The sequence below is a fragment of the Nocardia sp. NPDC049526 genome (genome assembly GCF_044465765.1).
Classification (GTDB): Bacteria; Actinomycetota; Actinomycetes; order Mycobacteriales; family Mycobacteriaceae; genus Nocardia.
Genome location: NZ_JBITMA010000003.1, coordinates 123,070 through 140,930 on the forward strand (window position 1 = coordinate 123,070; position 17,861 = coordinate 140,930).

The 17,861-nt window shown below is 65.0% G+C and carries 17 protein-coding genes; 9 read left to right on the top strand and 8 right to left on the bottom strand.

The features are described 5' to 3' along the window. Positions 1–108: 108 nt before the first annotated feature. Complete coding sequence (locus ACIBW7_RS10055) at positions 109–1,101, top strand: Acg family FMN-binding oxidoreductase (RefSeq protein WP_397046538.1); 993 nt, start codon at positions 109–111, stop codon at positions 1,099–1,101. A 75-nt stretch (positions 1,102–1,176) separates the two neighbouring features. On the opposite strand, the gene ACIBW7_RS10060 is transcribed toward ACIBW7_RS10055, so the two are convergent. Next, positions 1,177–1,323: a hypothetical protein gene (locus ACIBW7_RS10060; RefSeq protein ID WP_397045943.1), complete on the bottom strand. Its 147-nt coding sequence runs from the start codon at positions 1,321–1,323 to the stop codon at positions 1,177–1,179. A gap of 87 nt (positions 1,324–1,410) precedes the next feature. Further along, positions 1,411–2,415 carry an Acg family FMN-binding oxidoreductase gene (locus tag ACIBW7_RS10065; RefSeq protein WP_397045944.1) on the bottom strand — a complete coding sequence of 335 codons (1,005 nt, stop codon included), beginning with the start codon at positions 2,413–2,415 and terminating at the stop codon, positions 1,411–1,413. A gap of 117 nt (positions 2,416–2,532) precedes the next feature. Here ACIBW7_RS10065 and ACIBW7_RS10070 point away from each other — a divergent pair, with 117 nt between their 5' ends. Continuing rightward, positions 2,533–3,420, top strand: coding sequence for a sigma 54 modulation/S30EA ribosomal C-terminal domain-containing protein (locus ACIBW7_RS10070; protein ID WP_397045945.1), 888 nt, complete (start codon positions 2,533–2,535; stop codon positions 3,418–3,420). A gap of 436 nt (positions 3,421–3,856) precedes the next feature. Here the strand turns inward: ACIBW7_RS10070 and ACIBW7_RS10075 are convergent, their stop codons facing one another. Continuing rightward, the gene (locus ACIBW7_RS10075) at positions 3,857–4,684 is read right to left on the bottom strand and encodes a DUF1460 domain-containing protein (RefSeq protein ID WP_397045946.1); all 828 of its coding nucleotides are present in this window, start codon (positions 4,682–4,684) and stop codon (positions 3,857–3,859) included. A gap of 697 nt (positions 4,685–5,381) precedes the next feature. Between ACIBW7_RS10075 and ACIBW7_RS10080 the strand changes: the two genes are divergently transcribed. Further along, complete coding sequence (locus tag ACIBW7_RS10080) at positions 5,382–6,011, top strand: hypothetical protein (protein ID WP_397045947.1); 630 nt, start codon at positions 5,382–5,384, stop codon at positions 6,009–6,011. Positions 6,012–6,016: 5 nt separating this feature from the next. Continuing rightward, a complete protein-coding gene (locus ACIBW7_RS10085; RefSeq protein WP_397045948.1) occupies positions 6,017–6,259 on the top strand; it encodes a hypothetical protein in 243 nt (80 codons plus the stop codon). On the opposite strand, the gene ACIBW7_RS10090 is transcribed toward ACIBW7_RS10085, so the two are convergent. From ACIBW7_RS10090 to ACIBW7_RS10105, 4 genes are read right to left on the bottom strand one after another with little or no spacing between them, the layout of a single operon-like run. Beyond that, a complete protein-coding gene (locus ACIBW7_RS10090) occupies positions 6,251–7,342 on the bottom strand; it encodes an ABC transporter ATP-binding protein (RefSeq protein WP_397045949.1) in 1,092 nt (363 codons plus the stop codon). The two genes, ACIBW7_RS10085 and ACIBW7_RS10090, sit on opposite strands and share 9 nt — an antisense overlap. Before the next feature lie 16 nt (positions 7,343–7,358). Then, positions 7,359–8,213, bottom strand: coding sequence for a carbohydrate ABC transporter permease (locus ACIBW7_RS10095; RefSeq protein WP_397045950.1), 855 nt, complete (start codon positions 8,211–8,213; stop codon positions 7,359–7,361). After that, positions 8,210–9,055, bottom strand: a complete 846-nt coding sequence (locus ACIBW7_RS10100; protein ID WP_397045951.1) for a carbohydrate ABC transporter permease — start codon at positions 9,053–9,055, stop codon at positions 8,210–8,212. Before ACIBW7_RS10100 ends, ACIBW7_RS10095 begins: the two co-directional genes overlap by 4 nt. A gap of 2 nt (positions 9,056–9,057) precedes the next feature. Continuing rightward, the gene (locus tag ACIBW7_RS10105; RefSeq protein ID WP_397045952.1) at positions 9,058–10,365 is read right to left on the bottom strand and encodes an extracellular solute-binding protein; all 1,308 of its coding nucleotides are present in this window, start codon (positions 10,363–10,365) and stop codon (positions 9,058–9,060) included. Between the two features lie 289 nt (positions 10,366–10,654). Between ACIBW7_RS10105 and ACIBW7_RS10110 the strand changes: the two genes are divergently transcribed. The 4 genes from ACIBW7_RS10110 to ACIBW7_RS10125 all read left to right on the top strand — a co-directional run bounded on the left by ACIBW7_RS10110 (position 10,655) and on the right by ACIBW7_RS10125 (position 14,316). Continuing rightward, complete coding sequence (locus ACIBW7_RS10110; RefSeq protein ID WP_327095966.1) at positions 10,655–10,876, top strand: hypothetical protein; 222 nt, start codon at positions 10,655–10,657, stop codon at positions 10,874–10,876. Further along, positions 10,876–12,162: a hypothetical protein gene (locus ACIBW7_RS10115; RefSeq protein ID WP_397045953.1), complete on the top strand. Its 1,287-nt coding sequence runs from the start codon at positions 10,876–10,878 to the stop codon at positions 12,160–12,162. The genes ACIBW7_RS10110 and ACIBW7_RS10115 overlap by 1 nt, the downstream gene beginning before the upstream one ends. A 184-nt stretch (positions 12,163–12,346) precedes the next feature. After that, entirely contained in the window at positions 12,347–13,225 is an 879-nt protein-coding gene (locus ACIBW7_RS10120) for an alpha/beta fold hydrolase (protein ID WP_397045954.1), read from the top strand. A 59-nt stretch (positions 13,226–13,284) separates the two neighbouring features. Continuing rightward, positions 13,285–14,316 (top strand): GlxA family transcriptional regulator, encoded by a 1,032-nt coding sequence (locus ACIBW7_RS10125; protein WP_397046539.1) that lies wholly within the window; start codon positions 13,285–13,287, stop codon positions 14,314–14,316. Here ACIBW7_RS10125 and ACIBW7_RS10130 read toward each other — a convergent pair. After that, on the bottom strand, positions 14,270–15,547 hold the full coding sequence (locus ACIBW7_RS10130) for a lipase family protein (protein WP_397046540.1): 1,278 nt from the start codon (positions 15,545–15,547) through the stop codon (positions 14,270–14,272). The two genes, ACIBW7_RS10125 and ACIBW7_RS10130, sit on opposite strands and share 47 nt — an antisense overlap. Before the next feature lie 336 nt (positions 15,548–15,883). On the opposite strand from ACIBW7_RS10130, the gene ACIBW7_RS10135 reads away from it, so the two are divergent. Continuing rightward, the gene (locus ACIBW7_RS10135; protein WP_397045955.1) at positions 15,884–17,440 is read left to right on the top strand and encodes an amino acid permease; all 1,557 of its coding nucleotides are present in this window, start codon (positions 15,884–15,886) and stop codon (positions 17,438–17,440) included. Positions 17,441–17,861: the final 421 nt, after the last annotated feature.

A 17,861-nucleotide genomic window follows, 5' to 3' on the forward strand; every position in this document is an offset into this window, starting at 1 on the left:
AGATCGGGCTCGATAGTTCCGAAGTCCCACCAGGAGGGGTCGTACTGCTCTTACCGGCGCCTGCGTCTCGGTGAGAGCGTGGCGGCGTTGGAGGAGAGGATGACGCCAATGGACTACGGACTGCCCGATGAGCACACCGTGCAGGCCGCGCTGGCGCTCGCGGTGCGGGCGCCGTCGGCGCACAACACCCAACCGTGGCGGTGGCGGATCGGTGATCGCAGCGTGCATCTGTACCTGGATCCGGCGCGGGCGCTGCCGTCGACCGATCCCGATCAACGTGACATGGTGCTGAGTTGCGGTGCGGCACTGCATCATCTGCGGGTCGCCTTCGCCGCGCTCGGCTGGTCGGCGGTGGTGCGTCGGCTGCCCGACCCGGCAGAACCGAACCACCTGGCGTCTCTCGAATTGGTGCGGCATCGGCCGAATCCCCAAGATATCGCGCTGAGTGCCGCGATCGCCCGCAGACGCAACGATCGTCGGCGCTTCAGCTCGTGGCCGGTGCCGCCAGGGTGTTTGGGGCTGGTCACCGAGCGCGCTGCGAGGCTGGGGGCTGCTGTGCGGCAGGTGACCGACCGGTCCCGGGACCGCCTGGTCGATACGCTGCGGGTCGCGGCCGAGTGGCATGCCGGAGATTCCGAGTACCGATTCGAATTGGCCGAGTGGAGCGGCAGGCACGAGACATCGGACGGTGTTCCCGCGAGGAACACACCGCCATTTCGGGCCGACGATGAATTTCCGGCCCGAGTGTTCGCTGGTCCGCGGTTGGACTACGAGGCGCACGAAACCGACTTCGCCGAACTGCTCGTGCTCGCCACCACGGGCGATGATCGGGGCTCGCGACTGTGCGCGGGCGAGGCGTTGAGCGTGGTGCTGCTGACGGCCACCAATGTCGGCCTGGCCACCTGCGTTTTGACCGAACCGCTCGAGATCCCGGTATTGCGTCATCGGGTGCGGGCCGACGTCCTCGGCGATTACGGCTATCCGCAGGCCTTGATCAGGATCGGTTGGGCGCCGACGAGTTCCGAGCGGCTGTCCACGTCGCCACGCCGGGCCGTCGAGGACGTGGTGGATCCCCTCGATAGCGCAGGCGCTTTCTCATGAGCTGAAGAGGCGCGCAGCCAAGCGTTCGCGCGTTTCCCTGGCCACCGCGCGCATACGACATCGCCGCATCCGCGCTCATGACCGGTGCGCGATGTGGTCGAGTTCGGTGTGGGCGAGGCGATCCGCCCAGGTTCGCGCCCGCTCCAACTCGCCCGCGGTGAGCGGGCCGAGCGTGCCGTCGACGCGGAAGTCGGTCGGCGCATCGATCAGCTCATAGCTCAAGCGTCGCAACCGTTTTCCGGCACCGCGTGCGGCCGAATCGGGTAACCAGGACGGCTTCCGCGGACGGCGCGCTGGTTGTAGCGGGCTCTAGTCGTGCGGCATCGTCAGGATGTCGGTCAGCGGGCGGCGGGGTGTCGGCGCGGTTTCGGATTCGTCGTCGGGTGCGCTGCCGACCCGGATCACCACCTGTGGGATGCCTGGGTGGGGGAGCATGCCCGCGATAACCTTTCGGACCGAAGGTACTTCGGTGATGTGGGTCATCGAGCAACTCGCCAGGCCGGCCGTCGTGCATTCCAGCAGTACGGCCGAGAGCGCTTCACCGGTATGCAGCCAGGTGGTCACGGATTCGCTGGGTGAGCTGAGTACCAGTAGTCGCGCATGGTCCTCGAGGTCGCCGCGGCGGGCCGAATGCGGTGCGGCCGGGAAGTTACGACCCACACCGACGCGGGTGAATTCGGCATCGGAGACCAGAGATTCGCGGGGGACGCCTTCCGGGTCGCCGGAATGACCTGCCCACCAATGCAATTCGGCCTGGTACTCCATGTCGTAGCGGCGGACCGCGGTGGTGTGGTCGGAGGCTGCCGTGAGCTTCGCGCGAGCGTCTTCGTGGAGCAGATCGAGTTCGATGTCGTGCGGTGTCACCAGCATTCGACCGGCGTGCAGGAGCTGCGATAAGCCGGTCGGTGCATACAACGGCAGTCGGTCGGTGCGTCGCTTGTCGATGGCGCGGGCCCGGGCCAGCACGCCGATCGGCGGCTCGGGCCATGGCCGGAACTCGACAACCGCAAGATAGTCGGGGTGGCCGGTGTCGGGGAGGCGGGTGGTATCGGTGTGCCAGCCCTTGGCCGCGAATGCGGTGCGCACATGGTGCAGCATCGCGCCGCAGCTGATCACGAGCTGCCGACCCAGCGGGTCCGCCGAGGTCAGGAGGCGGTCGTTGTCGCGGTACAGGTGCAGCCGGGTCCCGTCGAATACCCAGCGCCACGGCTGGGTGTTGTGCAACGACGGCGCACGGCCGGCCGAACGCACAGCCGCCAGCACCGTCGAACGGTCCGGCACGGAACGTACAGGGGAAAGGCTGGTATCGGTCATACTCTCGAGTCTCGTCGGGTGGTGCGCCGGTCGATATGGGCCTTACGCCTGTACTCGAAGGTCAATGGTCATCCGTGCACTCGGGCCGTCGATCGGTGCCGAAGGTCAGGTGTGGCAGTGACTTTCGGCCCTCGTGCGGTGGACGTCGCGGATGTTGCCATCGAGTCCCGGGGGTCGGAACTCGAACAATCGAATAGCGAGGTCGTCATGAGTGCGTCAGGGAAGTGGTCTACCCCGGCCTTCCCCGACATCGTCGTATTTCCGCGTGGACCGATCGTGGAGTTGGAACTCGAACGCGTGGCCGGGGCGGTCGGGCGGTTGCTCACGCGTAATGGGGTCGATGGTGGTGCCCGCGTGCGGGTCGCCGGCGCGAATTGTTCGAGTGGGCCGCAGTTGGTGCAGGTCAATCTGTGCGTGGGCGGTATTCCGGCGCGGGTGCAGACGATCGTTTCGGGGCCGGGCATGGTGCTGCCGGTCGTGTTGCGGCTGGAGCGGCTGATCAATCGGTTGACGATGAAGCGACTGGGTGCGCCGGGCCAGGAGCCGATGCGGCGACTACTCGCCGGGTCGGGCCACGGCACGATCACCCGCCGCAAGAATTACTCGCTGCTGGTCGGCCCACCGGATGCCGCGGCCGCGGTGCTGGACGCGATGGACTACGACGCGCACCTGTTCGTCGACGCCGAAACCGGAGCCGATGCGATCGTCTACCGTGGCGATCCCGCGGGTATCGGGCTGCTCCGTTCGCAGTGCGACCCATCAGCGGCCGATCCAAGGATTCCGGAGTTGTCCGAGACCGCGGCCGTCGACCGCCTGTGCACCGTCGGCCTGCCATATCTGTTCTTCATCGATCCGGCCAGCCGCCGCGGGAACCTGCTGTACCGCCGCTACGACGCCGACCTCGGGCTGATCACGCCCCAGACCGGTGCGCGCGCCTTGCCTGCTGACCTTGTGTTCGGCAGCACCGCGACCGAGGCGGCCCCGGCGATCGACACCTCGAATTGATCGAAACCACTGCCGCACTATTAATTCGGCACGGTTCGGCAGCCATCCGATGCGATGTGCGCATTGCGTGGTCGTGCAGTCGTCCGGAATGTGCTGTCGGCGACCGCGACATGCGCGTCGGCCGCACGGAACCGCGGGGCTGTGGGGACCAACGTCCCTGGATCTTGGGCATCCCGGCTCTGTCGACGACCGTGCCACCTCGGGCACAGTTCGGGATGGGAGCCGGCCACCGGCGGTCGGGCAGAAGCGAGGCGGTACGAACGGCGTACCGCGAGAACGGATCATGGGGCGGGCGATTCGACTCGGCGGTGCCATGCGGGGCAGCGCACGAGTCGTGTGTGGCGATCGACGACCACGCCGTGATCCGACCGACGGATTCGCGCCGTCGCCGCCGAAACCCGCTCGCCGACTGTCGCGTTGGCCGGCTCCGTGTCGCTTACTGCGCGCGGAGCACCATGATGCCCGGCGTCGTTCGCACGTAGTCGGAGAAGGGGGAGTCGACCACCTTGTTGTTGGCGGCGAGCGAGGACGCGTTGCGGAAGACCGGGCCGCTCGGTGTCATGACGAAGATGCCGACATGGGTGACATCGAGTCCCGGCTGGTCGGCGTAGGCGCCGATGTAGTCGCCGGTGCGGAGTCCACCGATGACGCTCTCGTCTACAGCGGAGCCGGGGATGTAAGTGATATCGCGATCGACCACCGGCAGCCCCGGAAGATATGTTCCGCCACTGGCTTTCGCGTTGAGGTGCTTGGTGACGGTCACCGCGGCCGGGCTCAACGTGCCGGTGATATCGGTGGCCGCGATGCGCGCGGCGTGTGACCAATCGCTGAAGAAATGCTTGCGCTGCTGGAACTCGACGCGGCCGTCGGTGTAGCGGGTCGCGATCAGATTCGCGACGAACTGGTCGCGATCTGTAGACCTGCTGAGCGCCTCGACATAGTCGAGGTAGGTGAAGCAATCCACTCGCCGCAGATCGATGACCAGCTGTTCGGGCTGCTCTGCCGAGCCGATGAGCATATCCGCGCCATACGGCGTCCCGAGCAGGCGTCCCGACAACCGCTCGATCAGCTCACCCTTGCCGGCACCTGGCGAGGCAGCCCGCAGCGCCAGCAGCTCATCGATCTTCCCGGCAGTGACGTCATCGCTGATCGGTGCGCCGAATGCGGCGGGAACGGTCGGCATGGCCATGCCGACGAGTGCCGAGATGATGAGCAGTACGCGGGCGATGCTGCGCAAAGGGCCTCCGGCAGGTCGATCGGTCATTGCTGCCACGGTAGTCCGAGTCCGGCCGTCCTCGGTCGCCGAACACGAAAACGGCCCGGTGGCCGCAAGATCCGCTGGGGATTCCGTCATGGGCCCTACATGCCGAGTCGAACAGTTTGGACACGGGATGATCACGATGTTGCTGTTTCGTTATCTAGCACGTCCGCTGATCGTCGGAAATTACCTGGTCGAGCACGATTCGGCCGGACTTACAGATGCAAGCGCGCGGCGGCGTCCCGTAGGCGCCGGGCTCGGCGCGACGATTCCCGGCAAGTGTGGCAGGCTCAGTAATCGAGGCCGGGGTGCAGAGGTTTCGACTCGCACAACGGTCGGCGTTACCACGGGAGACCCCAGCTGCGGCTGGGGTCTTCGTGTGTCTGTGGCGTACTTGCCCTCGAAACGGTGCGTATTAATGTCGATTCCGCACCGATGTGAGCCCAGTAACCATACTCTGTTAAGCGCCAGTTACCGACGTAAAAGTTCGTTACGGCCGACCCGCTGCGTTTGTGGCACCAGAACCTCCGTGTAACGATAGTTTCAATCGCGAACGAACAAATCATCCCGAAGTGTTCACCCACGGCAGATACGGTCCCCATCGTCGCACCGGATTTGTTCCCTTCGGTGTGTTCGCATGCGGGTCGAATCGCCGGTTGTGGCTGTCTTGCGCATGTCTGCGCGAAAACGAGGAATGGTGCACGTGAGTGAGTTCTGGAGTCTGAGCACGTCGGCAGCTTTGGTCAGCGTCGGCATCTCACTGTATGGTGTCGTCGCATATCTGGTCGGAATTCTGGATGGTGGCACGCGACCGCGCATGGCGTCTTGGGTGGCCTGGTGTACTGCCAATACCGTATTCGCGGTGGTCGCATATCTGGCGGGCGCATATCTCGCCGCTGGTATCAATGCCGCGTCGGCGAGTATGAATGCCGCCGTTATCGCCCTCGGTCTGCGGCGTGGGGTGAGTCTGCGGCCCGGGGACAATATCGATTGGGCGTGTCTGCTCTCATCCGTCGCATGTGTGCTGGTCACAGTGGAGATTTCGGAGAAGACGTTCGGCGCGCTGGTGGCCATCTGCGCCAATCTCATCGCCACCGTTCCGACACTGCGGCACGCCTGGTCGAAGCCTCAGGAAGAAACCTGGCAAATGTTCGCCGCGAATGCCTTCGCCGGAGCTCTCGGTGTGCTGGGAGTGCTGCTGGCGAGTGGATATCAATTCGCCACTGTCGCGGGCCCGCTGATTACCACGATCGGCAACATTGCTTTGGTGTCACTTACCGTCGGCCGTGGTCGAATTGCGGAAGAAGCTGCTGTTCCCATGAGAGTCGGTTAGTGGAAATGCGATCGATAATCTCCAATATCGGCGACTGTTTCAGCGATCCCGGCGAATTGACTCCGGGACAAGCGCGGCGTGCGATGGCCATCCACAATATGTGTTCACCGAGCTGCCGCATCTTGCAGCAGGCCAAACTGACTCTCGATGGCTCATTGGTATCCATGGAGAGTTTCAGCGAGGCCTCAAAATATTCGGCCGTCGAATTGATCGGATACGACGAACTCTCCACCGGATATCTACACTGAGTACTCCAGCAATAATCCGGTTTCCGGGTCGTACCAGCGGCAGGCCTGCGGTGGCACATGCAGGTTCAGCGCATCGCCCTGGTCGGCCCGGAAGCCGGGCGGCGTCTGAATCTTGACGGTCTGTCCACCGACATCGGTAGTCAACAGGGTGGACGAGCCGAGCGGCTCCAGCACCTGGAGTTGAGCACGTACCGAATCGGTGCCCGCCTCGTCGCCGACGGCAATGGCCTCGGGCCGGATGCCGAGGTTGAGCTTCTTACCGTTGAACGATGCGAGCGCGGCGGGGACCGGCAGCGACTGTCCACCGAGATCGATATGCGGTCCGGACTCGCCGATATCGACGATCCCGGTGAGGAAGTTCATCGGTGGGCTGCCGAGGAAGCCGCCGACGAATTCGGTCGCCGGACCGTCGTATACCGACGTCGGCGAACCACATTGGACGATCACCCCGTCGCGCATGACCGCGACCCGGTCGCCGAGCGACAGCGCCTCGACCTGGTCATGGGTGACATAGATCGTGGTCGTGCCGAGCTCGCCGACCAGCTTCTTCAACTCGGCGCGGAACGAAAGCCGCAGCAGCGCGTCCAGATTGGACAGCGGTTCGTCCATGAGCAGCACATCGGCGTCCATGACGATCGCGCGCGCCACCGCGACGCGCTGGCGTTGGCCGCCGGACAACTTCGCCGGATACCGATCCAGGTACGGCGTGAGCTGCAGCAGATCTGCCGCCCACGCGACCTTGCGCCGGATCTCCTCGGCCGGCACACCGTGCACCCGCAGGCCGAAGCCGATATTGTCGGCGACCTTCTTATTGGGGAAGACGGCATAGGACTGGAACACCATCGACAGATTGCGCCGCCGCGGTTCGAGGTAGGTGACATCCTTGCCGCCGATCACGATCTGCCCCGCATCGGGCAGTTCCAGTCCGGCGATCATGCGCAGCAGCGTGGTCTTACCGCAGCCGGACGGCCCGAGCAGCACCATGAATTCACCGTCGGCGACCTCGAGCGAGACCTGGTCGGTGGCGCGCGTCGTGCCGCCGGGGTAGGTCTTCACCAGATCCCGCAGAATCACTTCGGCCATATGCCCTGCACCTCTGTCATCTCAGCGTCGTCCCCCACATATTCACCAGATAGCGCCGCATCACGAAGATGAAGACCAGCGCCGGAATGATCAGCGCGAACCCGCCCGCGAACCGGTACGGCGTCGACGCCTCACCGAGCGTGGTGAGCACCTGCGCGGGCAGCGTGCGATGTCCGAGCGTCACGATGGTCGCGCCGAGGATCTCGTTCCACGACAGCACGAACGTGAAGATCGACGATGCCGCCAGACCGGGAAGTGCCAGCGGCACAACGACTTTGCGAGCCGCCTGCCAGCGCGTGCAGCCGAAGACGCGCGCCGCCTCCTCGAGGTCGGCGGGTACCGCGACGAAAATGCTCGCCGTGATGAGCACGGTGGTTGGCAGCGCGAGCGTGGTGTGCACGAGCGTCACGGCGAAGACGGTGTCGTAGACGTCCAGCCGCAGGAACATCGTGGCCAGCGGCACCGAGAGCACCACGATCGGCAGCGCCCGCACGAACAGGATGAATATCTGGTAGCTGTCTTTCCCGCGGAAGGCATTGCGGGCCAACGCATATCCGGCGGGCGCGCCGATGACCAGCGACCAGAACACCGTGTACAGCCCGACGAGCACCGAGTTGCCCAGTGCCGGAACGGTTCCGGTCGCGTGGAAGAACGACCGCAGCGTCTCGGTCGAGAATTCGCTGGGCAGCAATGGCTTCGGGAACTCGTTCAGCGCCTCGCGTGAGGACACCGCGGCGAGTCCGATCAGCACGATCGGCAGCGCCATGAACAGCGTCACCGCAATACAGGCCACCTGCACTCCGATGGCTCGCCACCGACGTCGGCGCAGCGGTGCGCGATCGATCGGTGGCAGTGCCGTGGCCTCACTCATCGCGACCCCTCCGGCGCCCGGACCGTCCGCAGATAGAACACCGCGGTACCGAGCGAGATGGCCAGCACCACAAGCGAAACCGCGCTCGCCACAGCGGGATTCTGCAGATTCGAGTACCACTCGTAGGTCTCGCCGACCAGCAGCGGAAAGTCGCGCCCGGTCAGTGCCTGGGCAACGGCGAAGGCCTGCAGCGCGAGGATGGTGCGCAGGATCAGCGCGACCTGCAGACTCGGCCCGAGTTGCGGCAGCGTCACATGCCGGAGCCGCTGCCAGAAGTTCGCCCCGAACACCTGCGCCGCCTCGTCGTAATCCCGCGGAATCAGTTGCACGCCCGCCACCACGATGACGAAGACCAGTGAGGTCGCCCGCCAGATCTCGGCGATCACCACCGCGAGCAGCATGGTGCCGGTGTGCTGGTAGTTCAACCACTGCACACCGTCCTCGGACAATCCCAGCCAGACCAGCAGTGAGTTCAGGTATCCGCGATTGCCGAAGATCGACAACCAGACCAGTCCGGCGGCCAGTTCGGAGATCGCCAACGGCACGCACCACAGGTAGAAGTGGCCACTCGCGAACCGCGGCCGCGCCTGCATCAGCAGCGCCATACCGACCGCGAGCACCAGTTGGACAGGCACCACGATCACGATCAACAACAGCGTATTGCGCAGCGAGGTAAGGAAGTACGGGTCGTCGAACAAGCGCCGCCAGTGCGCGAGCGTGAAGCCGTGATCGTCGCCGAACCCATCGAAGATCGCCCGCACCAAGGGCCAGCCGAACAGCGCGGCCAGCAGCACGATCGAGGGCAGCAGCAGAATCCACGGTGAACCGAGTCGCGCGCGCATAGCTACCCCACCCCGCAGATGTCGGCGACGGGATCGGGTGCCCAGCACGGCACCTTCAGCTCGTCGAGAATGCCCTGCAGCACCCGCGCCTGCTGATCGAGTGTGGCCCGAATATCGGCTCCGTCCAACACGATCGAGCGGAAGCTGTCCTTGAACACCTTGCTCACCTCACCCTCGCGCTGGCCGAGACCGACCGGCGGCAGCGACAGGATCGCGCCCTGCGCCCGCTGCTGTCGGTCCACGGCATCGGCCTCGAGTCTGACCGCCGGCGGCAGATCGTCCGGGATGGCGGTGTCGACCGACGGGAAGAAGCCATTGGAGCGCAGCAGTTCGATCTGGGTTTCCGGCTTGGTCAACGCGCTGATCGTGCGCTGGGCGAGTTCGGCATCGGTGCTGCCCTTGGGAATCGCGAGCCCGGCGACCACGGCCATATAGCCGAGGCCGTGTGTGCCGCGCGGCGCGGGCAGCATGCGCCAGTCCTGCGGGTCGTGCTCGGGCGCATGCACCAGGCGGACGACGTGATCCCAGGTCATGCGCACCTCGCCGCTGGCAAGCGGCTCCTGCATGAAGTCGTAATTCGTACTCGACTGTGCGCAGTTGGCCCACAGTTCGCGGAAGTACTGCCAGGCCGTCACGGCCTCGGCCGAGCGGAAGGTGGTGATCTGACCGCCCGTGAACGACGGCAGCAGATAACCCTGGGTGAAGCGATGCAGCAGGCCTTTCGGGCCTGCGGGCAGTCCGAGCATCGGTCGGTTGCCATTGGCGCGGCGCGCGGCGATGGCCCAGTCGAGGAACTGGTCGTAGGTCAGTGCCGTGGCGTCCACTCCGGATGGCAGGTGCTGCAGCGCATCGGCGTGTGCGGCGAGCACGTAACTCGCTGTGGCCCAGGGGATGTACCACGTCCGGTCGGTACCGGCCCGCGCCAGTTGCAGGTAGGCGGCGGGCCAGCCGCGGTTGCCGAGATCGGCGAGCAGGCCGGTGAGATCTTCGAGATAGCCGTCGGACAGCGGTGCGATATCGCCGTGCAGCCCGCCGAGCAGACCGACCTGAGTCGCGCGCGCCCCGACCTGGCTGCGCACCTGGCTCGCGAACGGACTCTCCTCGATGGTCACATAGCTGACGCCGGGCGCTGTCTTGCCGAGCAGGTTACGGAAACGCTCGGCCTCGTCGGCGGGGCGGAATTGCGTGGAGAGAAATAGCATGCCGCCGCTTCCCGTGGTGGCGAATCCGGTGCACGCGGCGGCGAGCGCGAGGGTACCGATGGCCGCCGCGCCGAGGAACGACCGGCGCGTCAGGCCGGATGTCGGCATGTGTGGCTCCCGAGGCAGGAATGGACCCGGGTGCGTCGACACCAATCCATCATGCCCAGATACAAACAGATGTGCGCACACAGCCGAATGCGGAACTTCCCGTGAGTGAGAACAAAACCCGAGTTGTCTTGCGGCACAAATAAAAAGGAAGTCATCCCTCTCAAAAAAGTTATGAAGATCTTTGGATAACGAATTCTTTACGCACTGCCCCGTCGAGTCGCCGAGACACCTATGCTCGGGGCTTTCACGAGTGATCGACATTGCGATAGATGAAGAAACGGGTAGCCGTATGACCGCCAGGACCGACCTAGAACACGAACTACGCGGGCCGCTGGCGGCAACCGGGCTGATCACCGAACAGGAGGCCACCGAACTGCTCGAGATGTTCCGCGCGGCCAAACAACTCGAAACGGCGGCGCTCATCGAGGCGATCGATGAGATGGTCGGCGCGCTGCCCCGGCCGTTCCGGGCGGTGACGAAGAAGATCATGTTCGGGAGCCGGCTCGGCTGATGAGTGATCTGGTAACCGGTGCCCAGATCGTCCTGCTGTCACGGACTTTGCACGCTCCCGTGGAGCGCCTGGCGCATCTGGAGCGGTTGGGTAGCGAGAATCTGCACGAACTCCAGGAACGACTGGCGGGCCTGATCTTCGACCAGCACAACGAGACGTTCGAGCGGATCAGCAAACTGGTGCCGATCATTCCGTTGCGCATCTCGATGCCGCTGGTGCAGCGCCTCGTGCCGCCGATGATGACGGGCCGGGCCGCGGGCGCGGTCGGTGTCGATCACCCGAAGAAGGCGGCCGAGACGGTCGCCATGCTCGCGCCCGCGTATGTGGCCGACTGTGCGCCGTATATGGATCCGCGCACCGTCGGCCAACTCGCCGAGGTGGCGCCGCCGGAACCCATCGTGCGGATTCTCAACGAAATGTTGGCGCGCAAGGACTACATCACCGCCGGGCCGTTTCTCGACGCCTTTGCCACACCGACATTGGTCGCGGCCTTCGAACAGGGCGTGCTCGATGACGAGGGTCTGATCTTCTCCGCCGCCTATGCCTATTCCGTCGCGGGCGTGAGCGCCATCTTTCGTCGACTGCTGTCCGGGCCGCGGCAGCGGATCCCGCGCATGCTGCATACCGTGCTCATCGGGTCGACGGGGCTGCAGTTGGCGGCGCTGTCGACGTTCGCGCGCTGTGAGGCCGAGCTGACCGCGTCGATCGGCGATGTCCTGTTCAGCATCGGCTCCACCGAAATGGTCGGCAATCTCATCGCGAGCTATCTCCGGGCCGGTGCTGCACCGGAACTGTTGACCTTCATCGGAAGGCTGAGTAAGTGGGCACTGGGGGCCCTCGCCGCGAATCCGATCATCGCGAACGACGCGGCGTTGGCCGGACTCGTCGGCAGCCTGGAGGGCCGCATCGAATCCGATTTGTGGCGGGGACTTTTCAGCCTGATGGCACACGCCGACGCCGGGATCCAGCGCCGGATGATAGCCCTGCTCGCGCAGATGAACGATGCGATGGTGTCCGCATTGCCCGGCATCGCCACCGAAGCCCACGACTGGCCGCTGCTGCTGGACCTGATCGCCCGCGCCGACACCCCGGTCCGCGGTCGCTTCGAAACGATGTGGTCCAACCTGCCGCCGGAGCGCCGCATCGATCTGGAGCACCGCATCAGGGAACTCGGCCTGAACATCCGCCTGGCGCCCGTGACCACCACGACGCTATCGGTGGACGAGGTGTTCTACCGTCGCCGTCAGATGCGCCGCCGCTACGACGCAGTGCAGAGTTGGGATTGAATGCTCTAGCTGCAAGGTAGCTCGCGCGGAGGCGGCTGGGAGCCGGTTGGGTCAGGGACTGACGAAACCTGCTGTCTATCTGACCGATCCGGTCGGGGCTACCGACAACTGCGCAATTCCGGCGTTCAATTCGAGCACGTCGCGCGCCACGCGACGTTTCGAAAACGCCTGGAAGGTAAGACAAATGACCGAGTTCGTGACATTCGAGGAGGGGCGGATCGCCTGCGATGTCGTCGGGGACGGACCGCTGGTTGTGCTTTCGCACGGTATCGGGACTTCCCGGCACGACTTTCGCCATCTGGTACCGCTACTGACCGCCGCGGGCTACCGGGTGGTGAATGCCGACCTGCGTGGGCACGGCGAGTCCAGCCCCGGCTGGCCGTCGGTGACCGGGAAGGCGGCCATCAGCCGAACCGATGTCGCGGGCGATCTGCTCAGTGTGATCCGGCATTTGGGCGGCCCCGCGGTGATCGTCGGCCACTCTTTATCCGGCGGTGCGGCGACCATTGCCGCGGCCGAGGCGCCCGAACTGGTCAGCGCCATCGTCGAGATCAACCCGTTCACCAGGAGGCAGCGAATGGATTTCGGTGCTCTGTGGACGGTGCCGCGGTACCGGCGCGGGCTGGTGCGGTTGATGGGCACGCTGCTGCTGGGGTCGCCCCGGTTGTGGCGCAGGTACCTCGATATCGCCTATCCGACCAAGCCCGAGGACTTTCCGCGTTACCTCGACGGCGTGCTCACGACTCTGCGCGAACCCGGCCGGTGGCGCGAGTTCAGGAAGACAGGTACGACCACTCCGGCCGATGCCGAGGCGGCGCTGTCGGAGGTACACCGGCCGGCACTGGTGATCATGGGCGCCGAAGATCCCGATTTCCCGGACCCGAAGGCCGAAGCCATGGCGATCGTCGCGGCCATGCCCATGGGCATCGGCAAGGTGGCCGTCATCGAGAACGCTGGGCACTATCCGCACGCGCAGTTCGCCGACCGCGTCGCCGAATTGATCATTCCCTTCCTGGGACGGCATGCCGCCGGTGTGGTCGCGCCGGTCCAGCACGCGGGGTGATCGGACTGCACATTGCCGTGACAGTCCTGGGGGAGTGCGGTGATGATAGGGACGTGTCGATGCCTCGCACCGTTGTCCTCGTGGTCTACGACGGCATCCAGCTGATCGAATTGGCCGGTCCCATGGACATTTTCGGCGCGGCGAACGCCATCGTCGGCGCACCGGTCTATCGGTTGGTGACGGCATCGCCGCGCGCGGGCACCGTCGCGGTGGACGGCGGTCTGACGATGAATGTCGAACATTCCCTGCCGGAGATCGCCGCCGGTGACGACGAGATCGACACCATGATCGTGATCGGGGGCAACGGAGCCTTCATCTCATCGGTATCCGCCGAAGTGGTGCGCGAGCTCCCGGCCATTGCCCGGCGATCGCGGCGGGTGGCGTCGGTATGCGCCGGTTCGCTCCTGTTGGCCGGAGCCGGATTGCTCGATGGCTATCGTGCGACAACGCATTGGGGAGCGTGTGCGGTGATGGCCGAGCGCTTCCCGCGGGTGCTGGTCGAACCGGACCGGATCTACGTCAACGACGGCAACCGGTGGACCTCGGCGGGGGTCACCGCGAGTATCGATCTAGCGCTCGCCTTGGTCGAGGCCGATCACGGTACCGAGGTGGCGCAGTTGATTGCCCGGTGGTTCGTCGTCTTCACCCGAAGGCCCGGTGGCCAAGCACAATTCAGCGCCCAACTACGTGCGCAACCAGCACGCACCCCGGCGATCCGGGCCGTACAGCAATGGCTGCCCGACAATTTGGACGAAGACTTGAGCGTGGCCGCGTTGGCAGCGCGGGCGGGGTTGAGCGAGCGCGCCTTCGCCCGCGCTTTCCGTGCCGAAACCGGTAGTACACCAGCGGCTTTCGTCGAGAATCTACGTGTCGAGGCGGCCCGGCGACTGCTCGAGACGACAGATCTGACGGTGGTCGCGATCGCCAAAGCGGTCGGCTACAAACATGGTGAGACCCTGCACCGGGTCTTCTCTCGCCAGCTGGCCACTACGCCCGACCGCTACCGTCAACATTTCGCGATCAGCGGTTCGGACACAGACGATTTCAGCTACCGGGAAAACCGGGCGGCAGCGGCTGGAAATCCGCCTTGAACTTCGGCCCCGGCGGCAGACCGCGCAGTACCGCGCTGGTCCAGGCCACCGCGGGCGGCCAGCCGGTGACGGCATTGACGATGTGCTCGGGGACCGGAACGGTGTAGAAGCGCAGATCCGCGCCACGCGCCCAATAGCTTTGGACGGTAGGCAGCACCACCGACGGCGGAATCAGTTCATCCCACAGTCCGTGCCACCACAGGATCGGCGTATCCGGAAGGTATTTGCCCAAGCTGTTGTCCTGCAGTACCCGAAGGATCTCCGGGGACGACTCCAGCGACTTGCCGGGCTGGTAGTAGGCGCTGATGGGCCGGTAGACGCCGGTGAGCGCAATGGTCGCGTAGCAACGACTTCGGACGTCCCTGATGATCTGCCGGCCCTCAGCGGTCAGTAGCTCGGCGGGATCGAAGACGTCCGGATATTCCCGGGCCAGACTCGCGAAGCCGAGCCACATGGTGAAGTTGCTGGTGCCGGTGAGTCCGGGTTCCGCGTGGGTCGCATACCTGGCCTCTGCCGCCAGGTCACCGGGCGTGCCGCCGATGGTGGTACCGAGCAGCCGCACATCGGGTGCGTAGCTCGCGCGCAGCTCCGCCGCGCGAATGGAACCCGAACCGCCGCCGGAATATCCGTACAGCGCGATACCGGAATCGGTGAGGCCGAGGGCGGGATCCTTCTTCATCGCGCGCAGGCTGTCGAGGACCATCTTGCCCTCGGCATAGGTGTTGAAGGTATTGAACTTTCCGTCGAAGTCGGGCACGTTGATCGCGAAACCCTGTGCCAGCCAATAGATCACCAGCGCCGACTCCTTCATGGTGCCGGTCTGCAGGGTGTGCGAGGGATTGCACGCCGAATCGGTGGAGTCGATCGCCTCTTGGAAGGACAGCACCGGCCGGGGGCTGCCCTGCCACGGAATGCCGGGCACCACAACGGTTGTCGCGGTGACGATCGGATTGTCGTGCACATCGTTCGAGCGGAACAGCAGCTGCTTGGTATACACCGGGAAGGGAATTCCGAGCACCCGCGTCTGCACTTCGCGGCTGCGCACGATCTGCCCCGGCTGATACGACGCGAGATCCGCGGGATCGTCGTACCACGGGTCCTGATCCGGCGACGGGATCGGCAGCAGATCGTAGAGCTGCGGCTCGGTCGGCAACTGCGGCAGCTGATTCTGATCCGGTGGGAAATTCGGCGGGAAGGCCGGATCGGCGATCGCCACCCCGGCACTGCCCATTGCCAGACCTGCCGCCACCGCCAGCACCGCGAGCCGCCGCCGAGATCGCTTCACCGCATCCTCCGAATCTCCATTGATCCGCCAGCCGATCACGGGTTCGGCTTGCTGGATTCAGCTCACCGCAATTGACGGCCCAGGGCTACTGGCATGATGCAGAGCCTCGAGCTCGGGCTTTGTGCATCTGCACGAACCTGCTCGGCCGGGAGTCCCGGACCGGATATGCCCTGTGGGGCCGCCAGGGTACCCGTTGAACCTTCAAATAAAACACGTTGAATGTACCGCTAAATAACGGTACATTCTTCCGCGACATGACTTCCCTTACTGGAAGGCCTGGTCGTGATCGCAGTTCGGGGACCAGTTGAGTTATCGGCGCTCGCAGATGCGCTGCATGCCGAGGACATCGGTTATCGCAGATCGCTGCGCGCGCGCCAAGTGCAGATGATCGCGATCGGCGGGGTGATCGGCACCGGGCTATTCCTCGGTGCCGGTGGGCGGCTCGCCAGCGCCGGACCGGGATTGTTCCTGGTGTATGCGGTGTGCGGCGTATTCGTCTTCTTCATCCTGCGCGCGCTCGGCGAACTGGTGCTGCACCGGCCCTCCGCCGGATCCTTCGTCTCCTATGCGCGCGAGTTCTACGGGGAGAAGCTGGCTTTCGCGGTCGGGTGGACCTACTTCTTCCACTGGTGCCTGACCGGGATCGTCGATATCACCGCCATCGCCACCTATGTGCACTACTGGGGCGCCTTCGAGGTCGTCCCGCACTGGGTGATCGCGCTCATCGCCCTGATCGCGGTGGTGAGTACCAATCTGATCTCGGTGCGCTGGTTCGGCGAACTGGAGTTCTGGGTCGCACTGGTCAAAGTCGTTGCTCTGGTGGGCTTTCTGATCGTCGGCACGATTTTCCTGGCCGGTCGCTTCACGATTCAGGGTGCGCAGACCGGTGTCGGAGTGATAAGTCAGCACGGCGGGTTGTTCCCGACCGGTTTACTGCCGCTGGTCACGGTGACTACGGGAGTCGTATTCGCCTACGCCGCAGTCGAACTGGTCGGCATCGCGGCTGGTGAGGCGGAGCGTCCGGAGACGATCATGCCGCGGTCGATCAACTCCGTCATCGCCCGCATCGGACTGTTCTACGTCGGTTCGCTGGTGCTGCTCGGACTGCTGTTGCCCTATACGGTCTTTCGGGCCGGTGAGAGCCCGTTCGTCACGTTCTTCGCGAAGATCGGTGTGCCGGCCGCCGGTTCGGTGATGAACCTGATCGTGCTCACCGCCGCGTTCTCCAGCCTCAATGCCGGGCTGTACTCGACCGGCCGGATTCTGCGTTCGATGTCGATGAACGGCAGCGCGCCCGGTGTGGCGGCGCGCATGTCGCGGACGGGCGTACCCTACGTCGGTATTCTCGCCACCGGTGCGATCGCCCTGGTCGGCGTCGGGCTCGATGCGGTGGTGCCGGACAAGGCATTCGAGATCGTGCTGAACGCGTCGGCACTCGGCACCATTGTGTCGTGGACTGCGGTTCTGCTCTGTCACCTCCGACTCTGGCGCGAGTGGCGTCGCGGTTTGGCCTGGCGCCCGGCCTCCCGCCTACCCGGCGCCCCGTACACCGATGTGGCGACCCTGCTCTTCCTGGCCACCGTGGTGATCCTGATGGCCTGCAGCGGCGATATGGTCCAGCGCACAGCCGTACTCGCGATGCTCGTCATCCTGGGGCCGGCTTTGATCGGCGGCTGGTTCCTCGCGCGCCGAAAAGTGTTGCGAATAGCCCACATCCGCCAACATCACACCGGCCAATTCGAGGTAGTTGCCGAGCGTCCGCCGCTCGGGCCCTCTGCTGAACCGGAAGTGATCATCGAGGCCCCGAAGTCCCGCTACGCCAACCCGGATCCGCTCTAAGGGCCTGTATACATCGGGAGATCCGATGATTTTCGCGATGGCACGTACTCGCGGTCACAGCGATGCGCGGGCAATCGTCGCGATTGCTCGATCGGGCTAGCGGTCCGCGTGGGGACAGACCGGTAGGTCTGCTCGCGTCTCCTGGAAAACTCTGGGCTACAGCCACTTTCATGGTCGCTCAGTACTCGAGCGAGCATGACCATAGGTGATGTTACGGCGGCATCCGCGCCCGATGATGCGTCGGGCAGCGCGAATGTTCCGCGACCGCACAGGGCGAACAAACGGTGAACAGCCGCAGTCGGAGTGGAGACGAAAAGCCAACGGGCTCCGATGGTTTCGCAGTGCTCCGTTCACTGATCGGAGGGTGGCCGTTCACGGCGCGTGGCTAGCGTTCGAAGTTGTCGTTTCCGGAGACTGTTGA

Coding starts and splice junctions, on each gene's coding strand:
- ACIBW7_RS10055 (WP_397046538.1), top strand. CDS start 109: ATGGACTACGGACTGCCCGATGAGCACACCGTGCAGGCCGCGCTGGCG.
- ACIBW7_RS10110 (WP_327095966.1), top strand. CDS start 10,655: ATGACCGCCAGGACCGACCTAGAACACGAACTACGCGGGCCGCTGGCG.
- ACIBW7_RS10100 (WP_397045951.1), bottom strand. CDS start 9,055: ATGCGCGCGCGACTCGGTTCACCGTGGATTCTGCTGCTGCCCTCGATC.
- ACIBW7_RS10095 (WP_397045950.1), bottom strand. CDS start 8,213: ATGAGTGAGGCCACGGCACTGCCACCGATCGATCGCGCACCGCTGCGC.
- ACIBW7_RS10065 (WP_397045944.1), bottom strand. CDS start 2,415: ATGACCGATACCAGCCTTTCCCCTGTACGTTCCGTGCCGGACCGTTCG.
- ACIBW7_RS10120 (WP_397045954.1), top strand. CDS start 12,347: ATGACCGAGTTCGTGACATTCGAGGAGGGGCGGATCGCCTGCGATGTC.
- ACIBW7_RS10125 (WP_397046539.1), top strand. CDS start 13,285: ATGCCTCGCACCGTTGTCCTCGTGGTCTACGACGGCATCCAGCTGATC.
- ACIBW7_RS10130 (WP_397046540.1), bottom strand. CDS start 15,547: ATGGGCAGTGCCGGGGTGGCGATCGCCGATCCGGCCTTCCCGCCGAAT.
- ACIBW7_RS10075 (WP_397045946.1), bottom strand. CDS start 4,684: ATGACCGATCGACCTGCCGGAGGCCCTTTGCGCAGCATCGCCCGCGTA.
- ACIBW7_RS10085 (WP_397045948.1), top strand. CDS start 6,017: ATGCGATCGATAATCTCCAATATCGGCGACTGTTTCAGCGATCCCGGC.
- ACIBW7_RS10090 (WP_397045949.1), bottom strand. CDS start 7,342: ATGGCCGAAGTGATTCTGCGGGATCTGGTGAAGACCTACCCCGGCGGC.
- ACIBW7_RS10105 (WP_397045952.1), bottom strand. CDS start 10,365: ATGCCGACATCCGGCCTGACGCGCCGGTCGTTCCTCGGCGCGGCGGCC.
- ACIBW7_RS10115 (WP_397045953.1), top strand. CDS start 10,876: ATGAGTGATCTGGTAACCGGTGCCCAGATCGTCCTGCTGTCACGGACT.